Raw genomic sequence first — 22,251 nt, 5'->3', positions numbered from 1 at the left:
TGTTCGTCCTCTGTGAAACCTAGTCGGCGATGACTGGCGACAAGCGATACTTCCTGGATGTACGGCACTCTGCACGCGGCCTTGCGTGGGAACATCGGCTGGACCTGCGCGGCGAGAATGTCGCGCTGGCGATGGCGCAGACCCATGGTATTCCCGAAATCGTTGCGCGCGTTCTGGCTGGCCGCGGGGTGGAGATGGACGAGGCCAAGCGGTTTCTCGACCCCACAATTCGTGATCTCCTGCCCGATCCAGCGAGCCTGACCGACATGGAGAAAGCCGCCGAAAGGCTGGCTCGCGCTGTTCAGCACGGCGAGAGGGTCGCGATCTTCGGCGACTACGATGTCGATGGCGCTGTTTCCTCGGCCATGATGAAGCGCTTTCTGGCGCACTACGGCATTGCATCCGAAATCTACATTCCGGACAGGATTTTCGAGGGCTATGGACCAAATCCCGAGGCGATGAGAGAGCTCGCTGGCAGGGCGAGCCTGATTGTCACCGTCGACTGCGGGGTCAACAGCGCCGCCGCCATCGCAGCGGCGACTGAGGCGGGCGCCGACGTGGTGGTTCTCGATCATCACCAGGTAGGCGGCGAGTTGCCGGAGGCGGTCGCGGTGGTGAACCCGAACCGGGAAGATGATCTATCGGGGCAGGGCTTCTTGTGTGCCGCCGGGGTTGTGTTCCTGGCTTTGGTGCAAACGGTTAAACGTCTTCGCCAGGAGAGGGCGCCCAAGGCAGCGCCGGATCTGCTGGGGCTTCTTGATCTCGTGGCGCTTGGAACGGTGTGCGATGTGGTGCCGCTCGTGGGTGTCAACCGCGCCTTCGTGGTGAAGGGGCTCTTGGCCGCGCGTCAGATGAAAACGCCGGGACTGGCAGCGCTGGCACGCGTGTCGCGCATCGGCGAACCACTCAACCCTTACCATCTCGGCTTCATGATCGGGCCGCGCATCAATGCCGGTGGCCGTATAGGCAACGCGGCTCTGGGCAGCAATCTGCTCGCCAGCGACGATCCGGCCGAAGCCGCGAAAATCGCAGAGACACTCGACCGGCTGAACACCGAGCGTCAGGACATGGAAACGGTGATGCTCGCGGAGGCGAAGGCCGAGGCGGACGCGGAGTTGATGGCCGGTGAGGGGCCCGCCGTGCTTGTTACCGCGAGCGATCGCTGGCATCCGGGCATCGTCGGTCTTCTGGCGTCTCGTCTCAAGGACCATGCAAGGCGACCGACCTTTGCGATCGCTTTCGATCCGAGCGGCAAGGGCACAGGCTCCGGGCGCTCGATTCCGGGTTTCGATCTGGGCAAAATTGTTCGTGAAGCCGTCTCCGAAGGGCTGCTGGTCAAAGGCGGCGGCCATGCCATGGCTGCCGGGATTACCATCGAGCGCGATAAGCTCGGGCCGCTTCGGGCGTATTTCGAGGAGCGAGCCGCTAGCGCGGTGAAGAAGCTGAGGGATGCCGAAAGCCTGAAGATCGATGCTGCACTCTCTGCCGATGGGGCGAATTTTGCGCTGCTCGATGCGTTGGAGACCGCTGGGCCATTTGGTTCTGGTCACTCGACACCGGTTCTGGCGCTGCCGCGCCACCGCCTGGCCGATGCGCGCATCGTGGGCAACGGTCATGTGCGTGTTGATCTGCGCTCCCAGACAGGTGCGCGTATGGAGGCCATTGCCTTCCGGGCCGCCGAAACTGACCTCGGCAATTTCCTTTTCGCCAACCGCGGCGCGACGATCCACGTTGCGGGGACGCTGGCGGCCAATCACTGGAATGGAACGAAGCGCATCCAGATGCGGCTTCAGGATGCGGCCAGCGCATGAAAGCGCGGGTCACCCCAGGACGGTGATGATCCGGTCGAGCTCTGAGAGGCGGGCCTGGGTGGTCTCGTAGCCGATCGCAATGGCTTCATCGGCACGGTGGAACTCCGTAAGGCCGATGTGGCCGAGCTTGGGCTGGAGCGACAGGTCCGGCGGGTCGCCCGCCATACGGGCGCGCGAAATTCGATCCTGAATGATGTTGAAGGCTTCGACCATCACACCGGTAATGCCGAGCCGCTGATCGCGCTGATGCGGGCCCTTTTCCACCACAAGCGGAGCTTTGTCGCCTTGCTCCGTTTCCCGGGGCATATCTGCTGCATGCTTGATGACTGCCGCGCGTCCAAACAGATCGTAATGGAGGTTGACGGCCATGACGAGAGGCTGCTCGTAGGTTCGGCAGGCAGAAACAGGGACCGGGTTGACGAGTGCACCGTCAACAAGCACTCGACCGTTGCAAGTGACTGGTTCGAAAACGCCAGGCAAGGCGTAGGAGGCTCGCATCGCGGTGATCAGCGACCCGCTCGATAGCCAGATCTCGTGGCCGGTGCGAATTTCCGCTGCGACGCAGACAAACGGCTTTGAGAGATCGTCAAAGGTCACGCCCCGTAGATGCTCTTCCATGCGCGCCGTGAGCTTCATGCCGCCAAACAGACCGCTGCCGCCGAAATTGATATCGAGCAATCCGAAGATACGCCGCTTGGTCAGGGAGCGGGCAAAATCTTCCAGTTCATCCAGCTTTCCCGCCAGATAACAGCCACCCACCAGCGCGCCGATGGAGGTGCCGGCAATCATGCCAATGGGGATGTTCGCTTCGTCGAGCGCGCGCAGTACACCGATATGGGCCCAGCCGCGTGCAGCGCCGCCGCCGAGGGCAAGGGCGATACCGTTGCGAGGATTTGGTGCAGGCACCCGCTCGGCCACGGGTGGTTCAGGCGAACCCAAGTCGCCCTGCCTGCTGTCTTGCTTCCTGCGTAGAGATGCCCAATCGAGCATGATCATCTCCTCGTCCCCTTGGCATCATGCCCGGGAACTGTATCAAATTGGTGAATATGCGTCGCTTTGGCGAACCGAACGGTTCAACGCTGCCTCACCGGGGAACCTGGCGGATATGCCAGACTCTAGATGTGCGTTCCCGAGAAGAAAGTCTACGCCGCAGGCGATCAAGAAATCGAGACCGACTTTTGGTCAAGCGTGTCCGTCTTTGTGATCCAAAGGCTTCATGCCGAGGTCGATCAGAACCGCCTTGCCATCACGCACGGAGACGTTTCTGTAGAAACAGGAACGCCGGCCGGTGTGGCAGGTTGCGCCATCGCCGGCAACCTTCACGCTCAAATGCACCGCATCCTGATCGCAGTCCGTGGCGATGGAGACAATGTGCTGGACGTTGCCGGAGGTCTCGCCCTTCTTCCAGAGCTGACCTCGCGAGCGCGACCAGTAATGGGCAATGCCGGTCTGTAGTGTCATCGCCAATGCCTCGGCATTCATGTGTGCAACCATCAGGATTGCGTTGGTTTCGGCATCCGTTACCACCGCCGTAAGAAGGCCGTTGGCGTCAAAGCGCGGCGAAAAAGCCGCGCCTTCTTCAAGCGCGGCCTTGTCGGATGGGGCCGGAGGAAAGCTCAATGTCGTCATCAGCGGTGATTGTCGCGCAGCATGGTCATGAAGCGCGCCTGCTCCTGAAGATCTTCTCGATATGCGCCCGTAAACGTGGTGGTGAGCGTGACGGAGCCCTGCTTGCGGATACCGCGCATGGCCATGCACATGTGCTCGGCCTCAACCAGAACGGCCACGCCGCGTGGTTTCAGAACATCCTGGATCACATGGGCAATCTGCGCGGTCATGGCTTCCTGCGTCTGCAGGCGGCGCGCGAAGATGTCGACGACGCGGGCGATCTTGGACAGGCCGACCACCTTCCCATCCGGCAAATAGGCTACGTGCGCCTTGCCGATGATCGGCACCATATGATGTTCGCAGTGCGAGTGGAACGAGATGTCCTTGATAAGGACCATGTCGTTGTAGCCCTGCACCTCTTCAAAGGTTCGCCCCAGTTCCTCGGCGGGGCACTGATCGTAACCGGAGAACATCTCGCGGTAGGCCTTGGCCACGCGCTTGGGCGTTTCGACAAGGCCCTCACGGGCGATGTCGTCACCGGTCCAGCGCAAAAGGGTGCGCACAGCGTTTTCCACCTCTTCTTGAGATGGACGATCAGTAGCCGGCTTGTCCATGTAAGATTTTGTCTCCGCGATTTTCTCACCCTTCTCGGCATGAGGCGGAAAATTCTTGATAACAGCGTCCATAGAAGGCGTCTCCCGTAGTCCCTGTCTCGGCAGGGACGAGTTGAACGGTTCACGGCCTTATCCAGCGGGTAATGGAGAAAAATCTCAGCCCGGCCCGACAGCGGCGTGCGCGAAACTGGCACCCACAACGGCATCATGCCTTGTCGTGGGCCCACAGCGTTCATTATATAAGTGGCTTGAGGCAGAAGGGAAGGTGCCGAAGCGACTTTGATGTGTTTCGGTTGCGGCAGAACGGAAATTCCATGCTCGATGACGTCTACAACGCGAAGATTCTTGGTTTTGCCGGCAATATTCAGCGCATCGGGCGGCTGGAAGCGCCGGATGCTTCTGCGAAGGCGCATTCCAAGCTTTGTGGTTCGACTGTTGTGGTCGACCTCAGGGTTGAAGATGACACGGTGGTCGATTTCGCACATGAAGTAAAAGCCTGCGCTCTTGGACAGGCTTCATCGTCAATTATGGCTGCTCATGTGCTGGGAGCGAGTTTCGGCGAGTTGCGGCAGGTCCGTGAACAAATGTACGCCATGCTCAAGGAAGAGGGTGCACCGCCATCCGGTCGTTTTGAAGACCTGAAATATCTGGAGCCGGTGCGTGGCTACAAGGCACGTCATGCGTCCACGCTGCTGACGTTCGATGCGGTGGTGGATGCGATCGACCAGATCGAGAAGGCGCGCGCGGGCGCTGCCGCCTGACAGTATGTCAGACGCCGCGCGAAGCCGAAACTGGCAGGGTCCCTGGCCCAAAACCCCGGGGCGTGTGGTGGGCACGGCGCTGGTGCGGTTCTACCAGCTCACTCTGTCGGGTTTCATCGGCAATTCCTGCCGGCATTTCCCCACCTGTTCCGAATATGCTTATGAGGCGATTGCGCGCCATGGTCTGTGGGCTGGCGGCTGGATGGGGCTTTTTCGCCTCTTGCGCTGCGGGCCGGGCGGTACCCACGGTGTCGATCCGGTGCCGGATCGTCTAGGGAACCGCCTGAAATGGTGGACACCGTGGCGCTACTGGCGGCTTTAAACGACCCGAAAAGGGGTTTACGCCCCGGGCTGATGGCGCTAAACGCCCCTTGCTTACATACACCAAGACCACCCGCGCTCGTTGGCGGGACTGGATAAGGAGAAGTCTCTGATGGCCGAAGCCGTTTCCCTGAAATTTCCCGATGGATCCGTTCGCGACTATGACGCGGCAACGACCGGTGCCGATATTGCCGGCGGCATTTCCAAATCGCTTGCCAAGAAGTCCGTCGCCTATGCGCTGAACGGAACCGTTCGCGACCTGTCCGATCCCGTCGGCAAGTCCGGCGACATCGAGATCATCACTCGTGACGATCCACGCGCGCTGGAGCTCATCCGGCATGATGCAGCCCATGTGCTTGCAGAAGCCGTACAGGAATTGTGGCCCGGCACGCAGGTCACCATCGGCCCGGTGATCGAGAACGGTTTTTATTACGATTTCGCCCGCAATGAGCCTTTCACGCCCGAGGACCTGCCGGTTATCGAGAAGAAGATGGCGGAGATCATTGCGCGCAACAAGCCTTTCACAAAGGAAGTCTGGTCGCGTGAAAAGGCAAAGAAGGTGTTTTCCGAGAAGGGCGAGAGCTACAAGGTCGAACTAATTGATGCGATCCCCGAGGATCAGGATGTCAAGATCTATGCGCAGGGCGACTGGTTCGACCTTTGCCGCGGTCCGCACATGGTCTCGACTGGCCAGATCGGCAAGGCATTCAAGCTGATGAAGGTGGCCGGCGCCTATTGGCGCGGCGATGCCAACAATCCGATGCTGACCCGCATCTATGGTACGGCCTGGCAAACCCAGGAGGAGCTCGACCAGTATCTTCATATGCTGGAAGAGGCCGAAAAACGCGATCACCGTCGTCTCGGACGCGAGATGGACCTTTTCCATTTCCAGGAAGAGGGTCCGGGCGTTGTCTTCTGGCATTCCAAGGGCTGGCGCATGTTCCAGAACCTTGTCAGCTATATGCGCCGCAGGCTCGCGACCGATGGCTATGACGAGGTGAATGCGCCGCAGGTGCTCGACAAGAGCCTCTGGGAGACGTCTGGCCACTGGGGCTGGTACAAGGAAAACATGTTCAAGGTCGAGTGCGCGGACGACGAGGCGGAAGACACCCGTACGTTCGCGCTGAAGCCGATGAACTGCCCCGGTCACGTGCAGATCTTCAAGCATGGCCTAAAATCCTATCGCGACCTGCCCATTCGTCTGGCTGAATTCGGCAATGTGCATCGCTATGAGCCGTCCGGCGCGCTACACGGGCTGATGCGCGTGCGCGGCTTCACGCAGGACGATGCCCACATCTTCTGCACGGAAGAGCAGCTCGCCGCCGAGTGCCTCAAGATCAACGATCTGATTCTGTCCACCTATGCCGATTTCGGCTTTGAGGAGATCACGGTCTATTTTTCCACGCGGCCTGAGAAACGTGTCGGTTCCGATGCGCTATGGGATCACGCCGAGGAAATAATGAGCAAGGTTTTGGTGCAGATCGCCGAGCAGTCGGGCGGACGGATCAAGACGGCGATCAATCCTGGCGACGGAGCGTTTTATGGTCCGAAGTTCGATTATGTGCTGAAGGACGCCATTGGCCGCCAGTGGCAGTGCGGCACAACACAGATCGACTTCAACCTGCCGGAGCGCTTTGGCGCGTTCTATATCGATCAGGATTCGGAGAAGAAGCAACCGGTGATGGTTCACCGGGCGATCTGCGGGTCGATGGAGCGCTTCCTTGGCATTTTGATCGAAAACTATGCAGGACATTTCCCGCTGTGGTTCGCGCCTGTGCAGGTGGTTGTGGCAACGATCACCTCCGATGCCGATGAGTATGCGCTCAAAGTGACGGAGACGCTGAAGGAAGCAGGGCTGCTTGCGGAAGCGGATCTGCGCAACGAGAAGATCAACTACAAGGTCCGCGAACATTCGTTGGCCAAGGTCCCGGTCATCCTCGTCTGTGGCAAGCGTGAGGCGGAAGAAGGCACGGTCAATATCCGCCGTCTTGGCAGCCGCGACCAGGCATCCATGTCGCTGGCTGATGTGACAGCGATGCTGGCGGATGAGGCAACACCGCCTGACCTCAAGCGCAAGGCTGCGAAGGTGGCGGCTGCCTGAGGCCATTCAGCGCGTCATTCCGGAAAAGCCGTGCCACACTGCGCGGCTTTTTTCATATGCAGTGAAAGCCGGATCAATCCGGAAACTGGTTGCGCGTGTCCAGCAGGTCTGTGGGAAGGAGTTCCACGTCCTGGTTACGGCCGGGGATGACAGAAAAATCTCGTTGATAGATTCTGTCACGGTTCTTGGCGACAATGGTGTAATCACCCTCGGCGAGTACCATGGACGCATAGGCGCTGACGGTTTCGTAGACGATCTCACCCGTGTCGGTAAGCACCGACCAAGCGGTGTCGGCAATGGCTTCGCCGCCGCGTTCGCGCACGAGCTTCATCGTGAGATCGGCAGCGCGGTGCTCGACCGTTGCCTCCGTGAGTTTTCCGGCTTCGACACGAATATCGGAGCGGATGACGGCGTTCATGGCGCCGTATTTCGCGACCACATGATATGTGCCTGCATTGAGACGCACGATGCTGCCAGGCTCAACGTCTGGCAGGATCAGGGTGCCGTCCCCGATATTGTCCTCGCCTGCTTCATAGATTGAGAAGCGGAGTTGATTCTGGGGAATTCTTACGCCGCCGGGGAGGATTGCGTTCAGCTTTAGGCCACCCGCATCGAGGAACAGATCCTCACGCATCGGCTCACGTCCGACCGTTATCCTCTTTGTGACACCGGCTCGGCCGTAGGCTGCATGAACCAGATAGCTCCCGGGGGCGAGCTGGAAAACAGTGTTGCCGCCACGTGCGGTTGCCACAAGCGGAAGCTTCTCATCGGCTCCTGGTTGCGTGCCAAAAATGCGCCACACGAGACCATTCGGGATCTCATCACCACCTTCTTGCAGATGTGCGACAAGTGTTACCTCACCGGTCTCCGCAGTGGCGAGGGCGTCGTCCACTGAGGCCGGTGCATAGTTATTGAGGCCGGGCAGGCGTAGAAGACCGTCGACTTTTTCTGCCGCGTCTTCCTGTGCATGAGCGGAAAACGCCATCAGCGGAGAAGCACACAGGGCAAAACAGGAAAGTATCGATCTTAAAGGACTGCGCATGTCTGACATGAAGCCCAAGGCGGTGGCAATTTCAAGGCGATTGTGCGATCTGAATTCCACGAAACGAAAGCTCTCGCAGAACACTCTGCCTGATTCAGGCCATCATATCCTACAGGAGACAGAAAATTGCACCCATCCGTGCTTGATTTCATGCTTGCGCGCCGCTCGACGCCGGTGAAGGATCTTGCGGAACCGGCTCCGTCCGACAAGGAAATCGAGACCATATTGAAGGTGGCCTCGCGGGTGCCCGATCATGGTCGGTTAACACCCTGGCGTTTCATCCTTTACCGGGGCGATGTCAGAAATCAGGTGGGTGAGGCTTTGGCGGCTCGCGCGATGGAGCGGGAACCGGACTTGCCAGAGGCACGAATCGAGCAGGAGCGGACCCGCTTTTCGCGGGCCCCGCTGGTCATTGGCGTGATTTGTGTCCCGAAGGACAGCCCGACAATTCCCGAATGGGAGATGTTCCTCTCCGGCGGCATGGCTGCAATGAACCTGATGATTGCCGCCAACGCGCTGGGTTATGGGACCAATCTCATCACGAACTGGTATTCGGATGATGCCGAAGGACGCCGCATACTGGGGCTTGCGCCGCAGGAGCGCGTGGTTGGCTTTGTGCATATTGGCTCCTATGAGGGGGAACTTCAGGAGCGCCCGCGTCCGGACCTTGTTGATATTGTCTCCGAGTATACCGGACCGTGGGAGGCATGATGTTTTACGAACCGTCCAAGGGGCATGGGCTTCCCCACGACCCGTTCAAGGCTATTGTATCGCCGCGCCCCATTGGCTGGATTTCCACGCTGTCGCAGGAGGGGATAGCCAATCTCGCTCCCTATTCCTTCTTCAACGCGATCTCGTCCAATCCGCATCTGGTGTTTTTTTCCTCCGAAGGAGCGAAAGATAGCGCGACGCACGCCGAGGAGAATGGTGAGTTCGTCGTCAATCTCGCCAGCCGACATCTTGCGGAGCAACTGAACGCCAGCTCGGTCGATGCACCACGCGGTGTCAATGAATTTGCCTATGCGGGGCTCACAGAAGCTCCTTCAAAGCTTGTAAGGCCGCCGCGCGTGGCTGAATGTCATGCGGCGCTTGAATGCAGGGTAACCGAGATCCGACGCCCGCTGGGTCTCGACGGATCTCCGGCAGGCGTGATTGTGGTTACCGGTGAGGTGGTGGGAGTGCATATCAGCGAGGCCGTGCTGAAGAATGGCCAGTTCGATGCCGTCGCCGCAAGCAATCTGGCGCGTCTGGGCTATCGCGATTATGCGGCTGTCACCGAGACTTTCGAGATGACACGGCCTCAATGGAAGGGTGACTGAACTTCCTCGATCAAACCGTTGAAACCTGCGCGGCACGTTCAAGCACGCGTTTGGCAAGGGCGAGGTGCGGGCGGTCGTACATGCGTCCACCGATGTTGACCACGCCTGCATTGCCTGCGGCCGAAAATGCCTCCACCACCGCGCGCGCTTCCTCTACCTCTCGAGCGGAGGGGGTGAAGATGTCGTTGATGGGCTCGATCTGGGCTGGATGAATAGCCATCTTGGCGACGAAACCATCGCGTGCGGCTGTGCGGCATTCTCTCTCAAATGCTTCTGTGTCGGAGAAATTGGGAAACACGGTGTCAATGGCCGGAACTCCCGCTGCCGCCGCAGCCAGAAGCGTTATGCTGCGTGCGAGCTGGAATAGTGGTGTATAGCTGCCGTCTTCATGGCGAGCGGTAAGCGCGCCGATATGTGCGGAGAGATCTTCGGCTCCCCAGGTGAGCCCGCAAAGGCGTGGACTGGAGTTGCGATAGCTGGCTGCACTCAGAACACCCAGCGCCGTTTCCGTGATAATCGGCAGAATGCGTGTTTGTCCGTCTGCAACCCCGATTTCCGCCTCGTGAACGCGCAGCGCCGTTGCAAGACGCGCCACGTCGCCGCCGCCTTCGGCCTTGGGCAGCATGATGCCATCCGGTTTGGCTTTCATGACGCCTGCGAGATCATCATTGATCAATCCGGAGGTCAGGTCATTCACGCGCACAAAGAGCCGGGCTTTTGTGTGCGCTCGCGCGTGTTCCAGAAATACCGCGGTGACGCGACGAGCTTCTTCCTTCTTGTCTAGACCTACAGAATCTTCCAGATCAGCGATCAGAACGTCGCACGACGTGTGCAGAGCCTTTTCAAGCTTGCGATCAGAATCCCCTGGAACAAAGAGCAGAGAGCGCATGTTCAAGCATTCTTCTTGAGGATCATCGCCTGGCGCAGACAGCGGGCCACGAGCTTGTCGTCCTGATTGAAGGCGCGATGCTCAAACTCCACGATGCCCCGATCGGGTTTTGATTTCGATTCACGCACCGACTTCACCTCCGTCTCGACGCGGATGGTGTCGCCGTGGAACACCGGGTTCGGAAAACTGGTGTCGGTCATTCCAAGGTTGGCTATCGTTGTGCCGAGCGTGGTGTCGTGGACCGAGATTCCGATCATCAGACCGAGGGTGAAGAGTGAGTTGACCAGAGGTTTGCCCCATTCAGTTTTCTGTGCAAAATCAAAATCGATGTGCAAGGGCTGAGGGTTCAGCGTCATGGTTGAAAACAGCACGTTGTCGCTTTCGGTGACGCTTTTGCGCAGTGTGTGTTGAAACACCTGTCCTGGCTGGAATTCCTCAAGATAAAGGCCCGCCATTGGGCTCCTCCCGTCCAAAGCATGATCTGTCTCTTGATAGGGGGGGCGGGCGCAGGCCGCAAGTCGGCACTTATGGTAAACGTTTCCTATACGAATTCACGCTAGGTTTGACTTAGTCAGGGCGGGAGTGTGACTTCGTGCAGGTGGTTCAGCATTTTCTCAAATGGACGCAGACGGCAAAAGTGGCCGAACGAGCGGGCGCGGCGGCGGCCCTCGCCAGAGCTTATCTCGATGGAGAACTGCCGTTCGATGATCGCTACGCGGCCGAAGCCGCGCTAACGGCTTTGCTCGACGATCCATCTTCCAAGGTGCGATTCGCGCTCGCAGAGGCGCTTTCCATGAGCCGGCACGCACCCGTACAGGTCGTGGCGGCTCTTGCCTCCGATCAGCCCGACGTTGCCGCGCCGATCCTGGCGCGCTCGCCGGTTTTGTCCGACACCGATCTCATCGATCGGGTCGCGGACGAGAGAGAGGCCACCCAATGCCTTATAGCGCGCCGTGCACATCTGAGTATGAGTGTTTCGGCCGCCATTGCGGAGGTTGGGGCGCTCGAGGCTTGTCTGGCACTGGCGGAAAATTCGAGCGCGGACATCGCGGCCGTGAGTTTCCGCCGCATGATCGAACGCCATGGACACGACGCGCGCCTGCGCGAAAAACTGGCTGCGGACCCTCGTTTGCCATCGGATTGCCGTCACGTGCTCTTGCGACAGCTGGGTGAAACCTTGCGTGACGCTCCTTTCGTGCGAGCGCTGGTGGGCGCGGCGCGGGCGGAAAAGCTCACCCGGGATGCATGTATCCGTGCTTCGCTTACGCTGATCGAGACCATTGAGGCTGAAGAGCATGGGGCAATGGTCGAGCACCTCCGCATTCAGGGGGAGCTGACAACCAGCTTCATCGTCCGACTTGTTGCCCATGGGAAGATCGACTTTTTCGGTCATGTACTCGCAACGTTGACAGGGGAGTCTCTGGCACGGATCGGGGGGCTTCTGGTGAACGGACGGGATTTACCGTTGGCCGCGCTTTTTAAGAAAGCAGGTCTCGCAAAGCCTGTTCATGCACCGATCACTCGAGCCTTGGCCGTGTGGCGTGAGGTTGCGCTGGGCAAAAGGGTAGCGGGCGCCCAGGAAGTTTCCTGGCTGATGCTTGAGAGCATCGGTGCAACGCCGGGACAGGGCGGCCCTGCAGCAGATGCTGCAGAACTGGCCGGTCTCTTGCGGTCCATTCATCTCGATGCCCTGCGCGAAAATGCGCGCATTCAGGCGCAGGCGATAGCAGCGGCCTGAAGAATCGGGCGGATTAGATATCCAGCTCGTCGGCGAACTCTGCGTTTTCCTGAATAAAGCGGAAACGCGCTTCCGGTTTGGTGCCCATCAGGGAATCGATGGCGCTCTTTGTCGCTTCCTCGCCATCGAGAACCGACACGCGCAGCAATGTGCGTTTGGCCGGATCCATGGTCGTTTCCTTGAGTTGGCTCGCCATCATCTCGCCAAGACCCTTGAAGCGCCCGATCTCGACTTTGCCGCGTCCCGTGAATTCCGTTTCCAGAAGCTCGTCCTTATGCGCATCATCGCGCGCATACATGGTCTTGCCGCCCTGGCTGATGCGGTAGAGCGGGGGTACGGCCATGTAGAGATGCCCGTTCTCGATAAGCTGCGGCATCTCCTGGTAAAAGAAGGTGATCAGCAGAGAGGCGATATGCGCGCCGTCGACATCGGCGTCCGTCATGATGATCACGCGATCGTAGCGCAGATCGTCTTCTCGGTATTTCGACCTGGTGCCACAGCCGAGCGCCTGAACGATGTCGGAGATTTGCTGGTTGGCGGCGAGCTTTCCCGTGCCCGCACTTGCCACGTTCAAAATCTTGCCGCGTAGTGGCAGAACGGCCTGACTGGCGCGGTTGCGAGCCTGCTTGGCGGAGCCGCCGGCCGAGTCGCCCTCAACGATGAAGATTTCAGCGCCCGCTGCAGCTCCCATGGTGCAGTCGGCGAGCTTTCCGGGAAGGCGCAGCTTGCGCACCGCACTCTTGCGGCTGACCTCCCGCTCCTGACGGCGGCGAAGTCGCTCGTCGGCGCGCGCGACAACCCAGTCGAGAAGCTTCGAGGCTTCCTGCGGGTTTTCGGCCAACCAGTGATCGAACGGATCGCGCACGGCGTTTTCAACGATGCGCATGGCGGCAGCCGTTGCGAGCTTGTCCTTGGTCTGGCCAACGAACTCCGGCTCGCGCACGAAGACGGAGAGCATGCCGGCGGCCGAGATCATCACGTCTTCGGAGGTGATGATGGAAGCGCGCTTGTTGCCGGTGAGCTCGGCATAGCCGCGAAGACCGCGCAGGAGCGCGTTGCGGAAGCCGGTTTCGTGGGTTCCGCCTTCGGGCGTGGGCACCGTGTTACAATAGGAATTGAGCATGGCGTCGCCGCCATACCAGGTGATGGCCCATTCGACTGCGCCATGTCCTGAGGTTTTCTCGCTACGGCCGGAAAAGACTTCCTTCGTGACCTGAAACTGCCCGTCAAGCGAGGCGATCAGATAGTCCTTCAGACCGCCGGGGAAGTGGAAGGTGGCCTTGTCCGGTGTCTGGTCCTTTTCACCGATCAGTTCGGGTGCACAGACCCAGCGGATCTCGACACCACCGAAAAGATACGCCTTGGACCGTGCCATGCGGTAGAGGCGCGCAGGTTCGAACCTGGCGCCCTTGCCGAAGATCTGCTCATCCGGCTTGAAGCGCACCTTCGTGCCGCGACGGTTGTGAACGTCGCCGAGCTTTTCGAGCCCGCCCTGCGGCAGGCCGCGCGAAAAGGTCTGACGGAAGAGCTGGCGATTGCGCGCCACTTCGACTTCGAGGAGTTCGGAGAGTGCATTCACGACAGAAACGCCGACGCCATGCAGACCGCCGGAGGTCTCGTAGACCTTGGAATCGAATTTTCCGCCAGCGTGCAGCGTGGTCATGATGACTTCGAGCGCCGATTTGTCCCTGAACTTCGGGTGCGGGTCGACCGGGATGCCGCGGCCGTTGTCGGTGACGGAGAGAAAGCCTTCCGCGTCAAGCTCCACTTCGATGAAGGTGGCATGACCGGCCACCGCCTCGTCCATCGAGTTGTCGATGACTTCGGCGAAGAGGTGATGCAACGCCTTGTCGTCGGTGCCGCCGATATACATGCCGGGACGTCGGCGAACGGGCTCAAGTCCTTCCAGAACCTCGATGTCTGCGGCGCTATAACCCTCGCTGGAGCTCACGGATGAGGCAGAAGGCGCGGGCCGCGATGCGGCCTTGCGCGCCGGTGCTGCCGGCTCCGGTGCTTTCGCACGTTCCACATTTGCGGGCATTCCGGCGAAGAGGTCGTTGTTGTCGTCCATGAAGCGTGTGGTGTCCTGTCCGCGAATCACATCGCAGTTTGCCATGGTTTCCAAGGCAAAGCGAAGCCTGTTCCGGTTCCGTTCGGAGTGTGTAGACGACGCTTTAACAGAAAGCGCGGGGCCCAGCCAAGAGCCGTAGGCAAAATGAGCGATCATCTCCCCATCGCGGGGAGATGATCTGTGGGGCAAGCGTCAGCTTGCCAGCGCTTCGATGGGCGGGCAGGCGCAGACCAGATTGCGGTCGCCACCGACATTGTCCACCCGTGATACTGGCGGCCAGTATTTGGAAGCGGAAGCGAGCGAACCTTCGGGGAAGGCGGCTTCACTGCGGCTGTAGGGGTGTGTCCACTCGTCGCCCATCAGCTCCATGGCGGTGTGCGGAGCGTTGACCAGCGGATTGTCGTCCCTGGGCCACTCGCCCTTTTCCACTTTCGTTGCTTCCCTGGCGATGGAGATCATCGCCTGGCAGAAGCGATCAACCTCGCTCTTCGGCTCCGATTCCGTCGGCTCCACCATCAGTGTTCCCGCAACGGGAAAGCTCATGGTGGGGGCGTGGAAGCCATAGTCGATGAGCCGCTTGGCGATGTCGTCGACGGTGATGCCGGCACGATCCTTGAAAACGCGCGTGTCGAGAATGCACTCATGCGCGACCCGGTCATTGCGGCCCTTATAGAGCACGGGGTAGTGCTCCTTCAGCCTGTGAGCGATGTAGTTGGCGTTGAGGATTGCCATTTCCGTCGCCCGTTTGAGTCCGTCTCCACCCATCATGCGGATATACATCCACGTGATCGGCAGGATCGACGCGCTGCCATAGGGCGCGGCCGCCACCGCCTGGCCGCTGCCCAGAGCCACATGGCCCGGCACGAACGGCTTCAGATGTGCCTTGACGCCGATGGGTCCGACACCCGGCCCTCCGCCGCCGTGGGGAATACAGAAGGTTTTGTGCAGGTTCAGATGGCAGACATCCGCGCCCAGATCGCCCGGACGGGCAAGACCGACCATGGCGTTGAGGTTGGCGCCGTCGAAATAGACCTGGCCGCCATGCTCGTGGATGACCGCGCACATGTCGCGCACGCCCTCCTCGAACACGCCGTGGGTTGACGGGTAGGTGAGCATGAGAGCGGCAAGCCTGTCTGAATGTTCCGCCGCCTTCGCCTTCAGATCGTCCTGGTCGATATTGCCATCGTCGGTGCAGCGCACGACCACCACCCGCATACCCGCCATGGAGGCAGACGCAGGATTGGTGCCATGGGCGGAGGAGGGGATGAGGCAGATATCGCGATCGGCCTCGCCGCGCTCGGCATGATAGCGGCGGATCGCCAGAAGCCCGGCATATTCGCCCTGGCTGCCGGCATTGGGCTGAAGCGAGACCGCATCGAAGCCCGTGATTTCCGACAGCCAGCGGTCGAGATCATCGATCATCCGGCGATAGCCTGCCGTGTGCTCGGTCGGAGCAAACGGATGCAGGCCTGCCACTTCCGGCCAGCTCACGGGCATCATCTCGGCTGCAGCGTTGAGCTTCATGGTGCAGGAGCCGAGCGGGATCATGGCGCGGTCCAGTGCCAGATCCTTGTCGGCGAGCCGGCGCAGGAAGCGCATCATTTCCGTTTCCGAGCGGTGGGCATGGAAGTCGGGCTGGGTGAGAAAGCCTTCGTCGCGCGCTTTTGACGGCGCGAGCCGCGGTGCATCATCCGGCAGTTTCGCGCCGAACAGGGCGGCAAGGGCTGCAAGATCATCTTCGTCGGTGGTCTCGTCGATATTGATCCCGATCCGATCCGCGTCGATTACGCGAAGGAGACGGCCGCCAGCCTCGGCTTTCTGGGCGATTTCCTCGGCCTTGCCCGGAACGATGGCGGTCACCGTATCGAAGATCGTGTCGCCCGCAAGCCCGATGCCTGCGGCTTTCAGCGCTGCATGAAGACGTGACGCACGCGCGTGGATGCCTTCGGCAATGGCAACGAGCCCTTCCGGTCCGTGCCATATGGCAAAGGCTGCTGCCATATTGGCAAGCAGGGCTTGCGCAGTGCAGATGTTGGAGGTCGCCTTGTCGCGGCGAATGTGCTGCTCGCGGGTCTGCAGTGCGAGGCGGTAGCCCGGACGGCCATGTGCATCGACGGATTGGCCGACAAGGCGACCCGGCATCAGGCGCGTGAGCTTGTCGGAAACGGCGCAGTAAGCTGCGTGCGGTCCGCCGAAACCCATGGGGACGCCGAAACGCTGCATCGAGCCCACCGCGATGTCTGCATCGAGCGATGCCGGCGTTTCGCTGAGAAGGAGGCCAAGAGGATCAGCCACCATGATGACAATGGCGCCCTTGTCTTTGGCTTCGGCGATGAGTGCGCCGTGGTCGCCATAGACGCCATATGTATCCGCCCAAGGCACGATAAGGGCGAATGTGTCTTCGTCGATCGTGTTGCCGTCGACCTCGATGCCCAATGGTTCGGCGCGGGTGACGACCACATCATGCGTTTGCGGATGGAGTTCACCGGCGAGTGCCAGCCTGTTGCGTCTGGAGCGATGGTGCCGCCAGGCAATGCCCACGGCCTCAGCCACTGCCGATCCCTCATCCAGAAGTGACGCCGAGGCGACAGGCAGGCCAGTCAGTTCCGTCACCAGTGTCTGGAAGTGGAACAAAAGCTCCAGGCGGCCCTGGCTGATTTCCGACTGATAGGGCGTGTACGCCGTATACCAGGCCGGATTTTCGAACAGATTGCGCTGTATGACCGGCGGCACCTTCACGCCGTGATAGCCGGTCCCGATAAAGCTCTTCAGCACCTTGTTCTGGCGCATGGCGGCGCCGAGCTCGTTGAGGGCTTCGGTTTCGCTGGCTGCCTGCGGCAGGTCGAGCGGGCGGTCGAAGCGGATGGAATTTGGCACCGCCTGCGTGATCAGCGTTTCCAGTGAGGGAACACCAAGCGTGGCCAGCATGGCCTTGGTTTCCTCACCGCGCGGGCCGATATGGCGGGCGGCAAAAGGGAGCGATTTGGCGGGCATGGTGTTTCCTCAGGCAATCGACGCCTTGTAGGCGGCTTCGTCCATCAGGCCTTCAAGCTGGCTTTCGTCGGAGAGCTTCATCTTCCAAAGCCAGCCATCGCCGGTTGGGGCGGAGTTGATAAGCGCGGGGTCGCTCGCAAGAGCATCGTTCACCTCGGAAATCTCGCCGTCGGCGGGCGCGTACACGTCGGATGCAGCTTTCACGGATTCCACCACAACGGCTGTGTCGCCCTTTGAAAGCGTCGCGCCGGTTTCGGGCAGTTCCACGAAAACCAGATCGCCGAGTTGTTCCTGCGCATAGTCGGTGATGCCGACGGTTGCGACGCCGTTCTCGACTTTGATCCACTCGTGGTCTTCGGTGAAGTAGGTCTGGCTCATCTGGCTGTTATCCTTTTTTGTAGCGCTGCGGCGTGAAGGGAAGGGGATGAACATCGAGTGCGATGCGGTTGCCGCGCACTTCGGTAAAAAGACGGGTGCCGGGTTCAGAGAGCGATCTGGCCACATAGCCCATGGCCACCGGATGCCCAGCCGATGGGCCAAACCCGCCGGATGTGACGCGACCGACCGTCTCGCCCGCGTCGCTGATCAACAGTGCACCGGCACGGACCGGCTGACGCCCTTCCGGCTTCAGACCGACGCGCTTTTCCACTGCGCCGTCCGCGATGATTTTCTGCAATGCCTGCGCGCCGATGAATTTGCCTTCTTCTCGCAGTGCCTTCGGGACGGCCCAGAGGATGGCTGCACTTGCCGGATCGGTGTTTTCGTCAAGATCCTGACCATGCAGGCACAGGCCTGCTTCCAGGCGCAGGCTGTCGCGGGCGGCAAGACCGACCCAATGGACGCGTTCATCGTCGAGCAGCGTGCGGGCGAAGCGCTCGGCTTCATCGAGGGGCAGGGCGACCTCGAAACCGTCTTCACCGGTATAGCCCGAGCGGGCTGCGAACCAGCCCTCGCGGGGTTCTGTGCCGGTCATGAAGGTGAGGTCGCTCAGATCGAGCCCGGCTGCAATCATGACGGCCTCGGCTTCGGGCCCCTGTAGCGCCAGGAGCACACGTTCAAGCGGGGTGAACGAAACCTCGAACTCGGTAGCAATGGCGCGGAAATGCGCTTCGTCCTTGTCCGCATTGCCGGCATTGGCAACCACCATAAAGCGGTTTTCGCCAAGGCGGGTGACAATCAGATCGTCAATGATGCCGGCGTTCTCGTTGAGAAGAACGGTGTATTTCGACTGGCCTTCCTTCAGGGCGGCTGCGTCGAGGGGGCAGGCGCGCGACAGGAATTCGCCAGCATCTGAGCCTTCAACCTCGAAAAGCTGCATGTGGGAAATGTCGAAGAGCCCCGCGCTTTCGCGCGTGTGAAGATGCTCTTTCATCACGCCGGCAGGATAGGTCAGCGGCATGCGCCAGCCGGCAAACGTGCCGAACCGGGCGTTTGCCTCTTCATGCAACGCTTCCAGCGGCAGATGTTTCTGAGGTTTCGTGTCGCTCATCATTCCTCCAGAATCGCACGCATGCCGCGATCAGCGACATGTTCGTGCCCCTCTGTCGGAAGCCTGAGAGACTCGCGCAGCCGGAACCCTGTCGACCACGCTTACACCTTCGGCGCGGGGATCGCTCCCCGACTTTCCAGAGTGTCTTGGCCCGCCTACGGTTCTTTTGCCTGAGAGATTTCGGGCGATTTCCCCTTCGGCGTCCGCTCCGGCACATGCCGGTTTGGCTCTCTCCCGCAGACAGGCAGGGCTTCTGCCCTCGACGGCTGGAAACTAGCGCAGGCCGCGGTGTTTGTCACCTGCCATAACGCTGACTGTTGTTTTGGCATCACGCTTTCTGTGCACAATGCCTCACCGACCTGCATTCCTGGGTCAGCCGGCGCCTTGCGCACGGGCAAGATCCGTCTCGATCCGGGCGATGATACGATTGGTTTCTTCCTGGAGCTTGCGGATGCGTTTCAGATTGGCTGAAACCGCGTTCACGAGTTCCGAGCGGCTTTCGTCAACAGGCGAGACGCCGACGCCGTGCAGGAGCCAGGAAAGGCTTACATTCAGAACGCCTGCGAGCATGGCCAGACGGTTGGCACGGGGCTGAGATCGATCGCTTTCCCACGCCTGGATCGTCGCGGCCTTGACGCCGAGGCGACGGGCAAGCTCTGAAACCGAGAGGCCCATGGCGTCGCGAGCCCTGGAAAGACGCCCCCCCATCGTGTCCCGGTCGGGTGACTCTGCATAGATGTGTGCGGTGTCCTGCACCAGTCGGCACCTCCGATTTTTAAACGAACATCGTTGGCTGGATGCCCCCGCCTGATGGCGGGATTTCGCGAGGAAGCATGCCGGAAGCGACGCGCCGGCACAAGTTTGTGTCGCCGCGCCGCTTGTCGTGAGGCTAAAACGCTTTTTGTGACAGTGATTTAGGTAAAAAAGGTAAGAGGATGATTCATGGGTTTCATGCGTTGAATCAGCTCAATCGCCAGCAAGGCGCCTGGCGTGCCAGTCGAGGTGGTCATTCATGAAGGTCGAGATAAACAAATAGGAGTGGTCATAGCCCTCGCGCATGTTGAGCGTGAGCGGAATGCCCGCCTTCGCGCATGCCTTTTCGAACAGCCATGGCCGCAGACCCTCGTCAAGGAAACCGTCTGCCGAACCCTGATCGATGAGGAGTTCGGGAAAGCGTGCGCCATCGGCCACAAGTGCGCAGGCGTCGTATTGGCGCCAAACCGCCGGGTCCTCTCCGAGATATTTTTCAAGAGCCGGTTTCGACCAGTCTGCTGTCGAGGGTTCGACGATGGGAGCGAAGGCAGAGCAGCTTTTGAACCGGTCGGGGTTTTTAAGCGCGATGGTCAGCGCGCCGTGCCCGCCCATGGAGTGGCCGAAAATGCCCTGGTGGCTCATATCAGCCGGGAATTTCTTTGCGATCAGCGCCGGCAGTTCCTCTGTGATGTAGGAATACATGCGGTAGTTCTGGGCGAAAGGCTCCTGTGTGGCGTCCACGTAGAACCCGGCACCTTCGCCGAATTGCCAGTTGTCCGCCTCGTCCGGCACGTGATCGCCGCGCGGGCTCGTGTCCGGGCAGACGATGATCAGGCCGTGCTCTGCCGCCATGCGCCGGTATTCGCCCTTGTCCATGACATTCGCATGCGTGCAGGTGAGGCCGGACAGATACCACAGAACGGGGCGGGGACCATCAGCGGACTGAGGAGGCATGAAGACGGCGAAGGTCATGTCGCACTGGCAGGTCTTAGATGCATGGCTGTAAACGCCCTGAACCCCGCCGTGCGAGCGGGCGGTGGAGACGGTTTTCATAGGTTCAGTCCCTTTGTTCTTTCACGGCGCGCCGCACGGTGCGGTCGAGCGCCTGCAGAAAATCGGAGCGGTCGCGGGCGGTGAAACCGGGGTTGTATCCCTTGATCTCTCCGGATTCGCGGAGATCCTGCTTGAGGTTGCGCATGGCAACCGCCATGCCGATGGTTTCTGGCGTGAACGGCCGGCCGGTGGGGCCAAGCACATGCACGTCCCTTTGAACGAGGCGGGCGGCCAGCGGCACATCGGCCGTGATGGCGATGTCGCCCTTAACGGCATTCTCCGCGATCCAGTCGTCGGCGGCGTCGGCGGTGCCGGGCACCACCACATGCCGCACCATGGGATCGCGTGAAGGGCGCAGCCCGCCATTCGAGACATAGACGATGACAAGCCCGTGCCGCTCGGCGACACGGGCTGCTTCCGGCTTCACCGGACAGGCATCTGCATCCACATAGATGGTGGTCAAGGTGATGGCCTCAGTAGACCACCACGGAGCGGATGGATTCGCCCGCATGCATGAGATCGAAGCCCTTGTTGATCTCGTCGAGCGAAAGCGTGTGCGTGATCATCGGGTCGATGTCGATCTTGCCCTCCATGTACCAGTCGACGATCTTGGGCACGTCGGTGCGGCCGCGCGCGCCACCGAAGGCAGTGCCTTTCCAGGTGCGACCGGTGACGAGCTGAAAGGGACGGGTGGAGATTTCCTGACCCGCGCCGGCCACGCCGATGATGATGGACTCGCCCCAGCCGCGATGCGCGCTTTCCAGCGCCTGACGCATGACATGGACATTGCCCGTGCAATCGAACGTGTAGTCCGCGCCGCCGATCTGATCCGCGCCGCGCCTGGTCAGGTTGACGAGATATGGAACGAGGTCTTCGCCGACTTCCTTCGGATTGACGAAATGCGTCATGCCGAATTTTTCGCCCCACGGCTTCTTGTCATTGTTGAGGTCGACGCCAATGATCATGTCGGCTCCGGCAAGCCGCAGGCCCTGAATGACATTGAGGCCGATGCCGCCGAGGCCGAACACGATGGCGGTCGCGCCGATTTCCACCCTGGCCGTGTTGATGACGGCGCCGACACCCGTGGTCACGCCGCAGCCGATATAGCAGATCTTGTCAAAGGGGGCGTCGGGATTGACCTTCGCCACCGCGATCTCGGGCAGCACAGTGAAGTTCGAGAATGTCGAGCAGCCCATATAGTGATGCAATTTCTCGCCGTTGATGGAGAATCGGCTCGTGCCATCCGGCATCAGCCCCTGGCCCTGGGTGGAGCGGATAGCGGTGCAAAGATTGGTTTTCTGCGACAGGCAGGACGGGCATTCACGGCACTCGGGCGTGTAGAGCGGGATGACGTGATCGCCCTTTTTGAGGCTTGTCACGCCAGGGCCTACATCGACGACAATGCCAGCACCTTCATGGCCCAGAATCGCCGGGAAAATGCCTTCGGGATCGGCGCCCGACAGAGTGAATTCATCCGTATGGCAGATGCCGGTTGCCTTCACCTCGATCAACACTTCGCCGTGGCGAGGACCATCGAGGTCCACTTCCATGACTTCAAGTGGTTTTCCTGCCTGAACGGCAACAGCGGCACGGGATTTCATGGACACTTCTCCTGCAAGTCCGGAATCTACAACGAAAGTTTCAGGAATCGTTTTGGACCGCAAGCCCGATCGGGCAGCAGGTTCTC

General features: G+C 60.5%; 21 protein-coding genes and 1 riboswitch. Of the genes, 7 read left to right on the top strand and 14 right to left on the bottom strand.

Annotated features, from left to right (window positions below):
- The first annotated feature begins 29 nt into the window (after positions 1–29).
- Positions 30–1,811, top strand: a complete 1,782-nt coding sequence (recJ, locus tag HF949_RS13540; RefSeq protein WP_292896064.1) for a single-stranded-DNA-specific exonuclease RecJ — start codon at positions 30–32, stop codon at positions 1,809–1,811.
- A gap of 9 nt (positions 1,812–1,820) precedes the next feature.
- Here recJ and HF949_RS13535 read toward each other — a convergent pair whose 3' ends face one another.
- From HF949_RS13535 to folE, 3 genes are all read right to left on the bottom strand, one after another.
- Positions 1,821–2,801 carry a patatin family protein gene (locus tag HF949_RS13535; RefSeq protein WP_229449068.1) on the bottom strand — a complete coding sequence of 327 codons (981 nt, stop codon included), beginning with the start codon at positions 2,799–2,801 and terminating at the stop codon, positions 1,821–1,823.
- A gap of 192 nt (positions 2,802–2,993) precedes the next feature.
- Positions 2,994–3,440, bottom strand: coding sequence for a phosphoribosyl-AMP cyclohydrolase (gene hisI / locus HF949_RS13530; protein ID WP_292896062.1), 447 nt, complete (start codon positions 3,438–3,440; stop codon positions 2,994–2,996).
- Positions 3,440–4,105 (bottom strand): GTP cyclohydrolase I FolE, encoded by a 666-nt coding sequence (gene folE / locus HF949_RS13525; protein ID WP_292896060.1) that lies wholly within the window; start codon positions 4,103–4,105, stop codon positions 3,440–3,442. The genes hisI and folE overlap by 1 nt, the downstream gene beginning before the upstream one ends.
- Positions 4,106–4,347: 242 nt before the next feature.
- Here folE and HF949_RS13520 point away from each other — a divergent pair, with 242 nt between their 5' ends.
- From HF949_RS13520 to thrS, 3 genes are all read left to right on the top strand, one after another.
- A complete protein-coding gene (locus HF949_RS13520) occupies positions 4,348–4,794 on the top strand; it encodes an iron-sulfur cluster assembly scaffold protein (RefSeq protein WP_292896058.1) in 447 nt (148 codons plus the stop codon).
- Positions 4,795–4,798: 4 nt separating this feature from the next.
- Positions 4,799–5,116: a membrane protein insertion efficiency factor YidD gene (yidD, locus tag HF949_RS13515; RefSeq protein ID WP_292896056.1), complete on the top strand. Its 318-nt coding sequence runs from the start codon at positions 4,799–4,801 to the stop codon at positions 5,114–5,116.
- A 111-nt stretch (positions 5,117–5,227) separates the two neighbouring features.
- Positions 5,228–7,216: a threonine--tRNA ligase gene (thrS, locus tag HF949_RS13510; protein WP_292896054.1), complete on the top strand. Its 1,989-nt coding sequence runs from the start codon at positions 5,228–5,230 to the stop codon at positions 7,214–7,216.
- 73 nt (positions 7,217–7,289) lie between these two features.
- Here thrS and HF949_RS13505 read toward each other — a convergent pair whose 3' ends face one another.
- Positions 7,290–8,201 (bottom strand): hypothetical protein, encoded by a 912-nt coding sequence (locus HF949_RS13505; protein ID WP_292896052.1) that lies wholly within the window; start codon positions 8,199–8,201, stop codon positions 7,290–7,292.
- Between the two features lie 207 nt (positions 8,202–8,408).
- Between HF949_RS13505 and HF949_RS13500 the strand changes: the two genes are divergently transcribed.
- Together HF949_RS13500 and HF949_RS13495 are read left to right on the top strand one after the other, a co-directional pair.
- Complete coding sequence (locus HF949_RS13500) at positions 8,409–8,969, top strand: nitroreductase family protein (protein WP_441338409.1); 561 nt, start codon at positions 8,409–8,411, stop codon at positions 8,967–8,969.
- The gene (locus HF949_RS13495) at positions 8,969–9,577 is read left to right on the top strand and encodes a flavin reductase family protein (RefSeq protein WP_292900196.1); all 609 of its coding nucleotides are present in this window, start codon (positions 8,969–8,971) and stop codon (positions 9,575–9,577) included. Before HF949_RS13500 ends, HF949_RS13495 begins: the two co-directional genes overlap by 1 nt.
- Before the next feature lie 10 nt (positions 9,578–9,587).
- Here the strand turns inward: HF949_RS13495 and HF949_RS13490 are convergent, their stop codons facing one another.
- Both HF949_RS13490 and HF949_RS13485 read right to left on the bottom strand, forming a co-directional pair.
- Entirely contained in the window at positions 9,588–10,466 is an 879-nt protein-coding gene (locus HF949_RS13490; RefSeq protein WP_292900194.1) for an HpcH/HpaI aldolase/citrate lyase family protein, read from the bottom strand.
- Between the two features lie 2 nt (positions 10,467–10,468).
- Positions 10,469–10,921 (bottom strand): MaoC family dehydratase, encoded by a 453-nt coding sequence (locus HF949_RS13485; RefSeq protein ID WP_292896048.1) that lies wholly within the window; start codon positions 10,919–10,921, stop codon positions 10,469–10,471.
- 137 nt (positions 10,922–11,058) lie between these two features.
- Between HF949_RS13485 and HF949_RS13480 the strand changes: the two genes are divergently transcribed.
- Positions 11,059–12,204 carry a DUF2336 domain-containing protein gene (locus HF949_RS13480; protein WP_292896046.1) on the top strand — a complete coding sequence of 382 codons (1,146 nt, stop codon included), beginning with the start codon at positions 11,059–11,061 and terminating at the stop codon, positions 12,202–12,204.
- Positions 12,205–12,217: 13 nt separating this feature from the next.
- Here HF949_RS13480 and parE read toward each other — a convergent pair whose 3' ends face one another.
- The 8 genes from parE to HF949_RS13440 form a co-directional block, all read right to left on the bottom strand.
- Entirely contained in the window at positions 12,218–14,275 is a 2,058-nt protein-coding gene (gene parE, locus HF949_RS13475) for a DNA topoisomerase IV subunit B (RefSeq protein ID WP_292900192.1), read from the bottom strand.
- Between the two features lie 192 nt (positions 14,276–14,467).
- The gene (gene gcvP / locus HF949_RS13470; RefSeq protein ID WP_292896044.1) at positions 14,468–17,269 is read right to left on the bottom strand and encodes an aminomethyl-transferring glycine dehydrogenase; all 2,802 of its coding nucleotides are present in this window, start codon (positions 17,267–17,269) and stop codon (positions 14,468–14,470) included.
- A gap of 9 nt (positions 17,270–17,278) precedes the next feature.
- A complete protein-coding gene (gcvH, locus tag HF949_RS13465; protein WP_292896042.1) occupies positions 17,279–17,647 on the bottom strand; it encodes a glycine cleavage system protein GcvH in 369 nt (122 codons plus the stop codon).
- Positions 17,648–17,654: 7 nt separating this feature from the next.
- Positions 17,655–18,758 (bottom strand): glycine cleavage system aminomethyltransferase GcvT, encoded by a 1,104-nt coding sequence (gene gcvT / locus HF949_RS13460; RefSeq protein ID WP_292896040.1) that lies wholly within the window; start codon positions 18,756–18,758, stop codon positions 17,655–17,657.
- Positions 18,759–18,906: 148 nt separating this feature from the next.
- A riboswitch (glycine riboswitch) is annotated at positions 18,907–19,005 on the bottom strand.
- Positions 19,006–19,130: 125 nt separating this feature from the next.
- Positions 19,131–19,514, bottom strand: a complete 384-nt coding sequence (locus HF949_RS13455; protein WP_292896038.1) for a helix-turn-helix domain-containing protein — start codon at positions 19,512–19,514, stop codon at positions 19,131–19,133.
- Between the two features lie 210 nt (positions 19,515–19,724).
- On the bottom strand, positions 19,725–20,564 hold the full coding sequence (gene fghA, locus HF949_RS13450) for an S-formylglutathione hydrolase (protein WP_292896036.1): 840 nt from the start codon (positions 20,562–20,564) through the stop codon (positions 19,725–19,727).
- A 4-nt stretch (positions 20,565–20,568) separates the two neighbouring features.
- The gene (locus HF949_RS13445) at positions 20,569–21,033 is read right to left on the bottom strand and encodes a YaiI/YqxD family protein (RefSeq protein WP_292900190.1); all 465 of its coding nucleotides are present in this window, start codon (positions 21,031–21,033) and stop codon (positions 20,569–20,571) included.
- 4 nt (positions 21,034–21,037) lie between these two features.
- Positions 21,038–22,165, bottom strand: coding sequence for an S-(hydroxymethyl)glutathione dehydrogenase/class III alcohol dehydrogenase (locus HF949_RS13440; protein ID WP_292896034.1), 1,128 nt, complete (start codon positions 22,163–22,165; stop codon positions 21,038–21,040).
- Positions 22,166–22,251 lie beyond the last annotated feature (86 nt).

This window comes from Nitratireductor sp., assembly GCF_017794765.1.
GTDB lineage: Bacteria > Pseudomonadota > Alphaproteobacteria > Rhizobiales > Rhizobiaceae > Nitratireductor.
This window is presented reverse-complemented; position numbering and strand designations above follow the sequence as displayed.

Excerpts from the sequence above, each read along its gene's own strand:
- recJ (WP_292896064.1), top strand. The coding sequence starts at position 30 with ATGACTGGCGACAAGCGATACTTCCTGGATGTACGGCACTCTGCACGC.
- HF949_RS13535 (WP_229449068.1), bottom strand. The coding sequence starts at position 2,801 with ATGCTCGATTGGGCATCTCTACGCAGGAAGCAAGACAGCAGGCAGGGC.
- hisI (WP_292896062.1), bottom strand. The coding sequence starts at position 3,440 with ATGACGACATTGAGCTTTCCTCCGGCCCCATCCGACAAGGCCGCGCTT.
- folE (WP_292896060.1), bottom strand. The coding sequence starts at position 4,105 with ATGGACGCTGTTATCAAGAATTTTCCGCCTCATGCCGAGAAGGGTGAG.
- HF949_RS13520 (WP_292896058.1), top strand. The coding sequence starts at position 4,348 with ATGCTCGATGACGTCTACAACGCGAAGATTCTTGGTTTTGCCGGCAAT.
- yidD (WP_292896056.1), top strand. The coding sequence starts at position 4,799 with ATGTCAGACGCCGCGCGAAGCCGAAACTGGCAGGGTCCCTGGCCCAAA.
- thrS (WP_292896054.1), top strand. The coding sequence starts at position 5,228 with ATGGCCGAAGCCGTTTCCCTGAAATTTCCCGATGGATCCGTTCGCGAC.
- HF949_RS13505 (WP_292896052.1), bottom strand. The coding sequence starts at position 8,201 with ATGGCGTTTTCCGCTCATGCACAGGAAGACGCGGCAGAAAAAGTCGAC.
- HF949_RS13500 (WP_441338409.1), top strand. The coding sequence starts at position 8,409 with ATGCTTGCGCGCCGCTCGACGCCGGTGAAGGATCTTGCGGAACCGGCT.
- HF949_RS13495 (WP_292900196.1), top strand. The coding sequence starts at position 8,969 with ATGTTTTACGAACCGTCCAAGGGGCATGGGCTTCCCCACGACCCGTTC.
- HF949_RS13490 (WP_292900194.1), bottom strand. The coding sequence starts at position 10,466 with ATGCGCTCTCTGCTCTTTGTTCCAGGGGATTCTGATCGCAAGCTTGAA.
- HF949_RS13485 (WP_292896048.1), bottom strand. The coding sequence starts at position 10,921 with ATGGCGGGCCTTTATCTTGAGGAATTCCAGCCAGGACAGGTGTTTCAA.
- parE (WP_292900192.1), bottom strand. The coding sequence starts at position 14,275 with ATGGACGACAACAACGACCTCTTCGCCGGAATGCCCGCAAATGTGGAA.
- gcvP (WP_292896044.1), bottom strand. The coding sequence starts at position 17,269 with ATGCCCGCCAAATCGCTCCCTTTTGCCGCCCGCCATATCGGCCCGCGC.
- gcvH (WP_292896042.1), bottom strand. The coding sequence starts at position 17,647 with ATGAGCCAGACCTACTTCACCGAAGACCACGAGTGGATCAAAGTCGAG.
- gcvT (WP_292896040.1), bottom strand. The coding sequence starts at position 18,758 with ATGAGCGACACGAAACCTCAGAAACATCTGCCGCTGGAAGCGTTGCAT.
- fghA (WP_292896036.1), bottom strand. The coding sequence starts at position 20,564 with ATGAAAACCGTCTCCACCGCCCGCTCGCACGGCGGGGTTCAGGGCGTT.
- HF949_RS13440 (WP_292896034.1), bottom strand. The coding sequence starts at position 22,165 with ATGAAATCCCGTGCCGCTGTTGCCGTTCAGGCAGGAAAACCACTTGAA.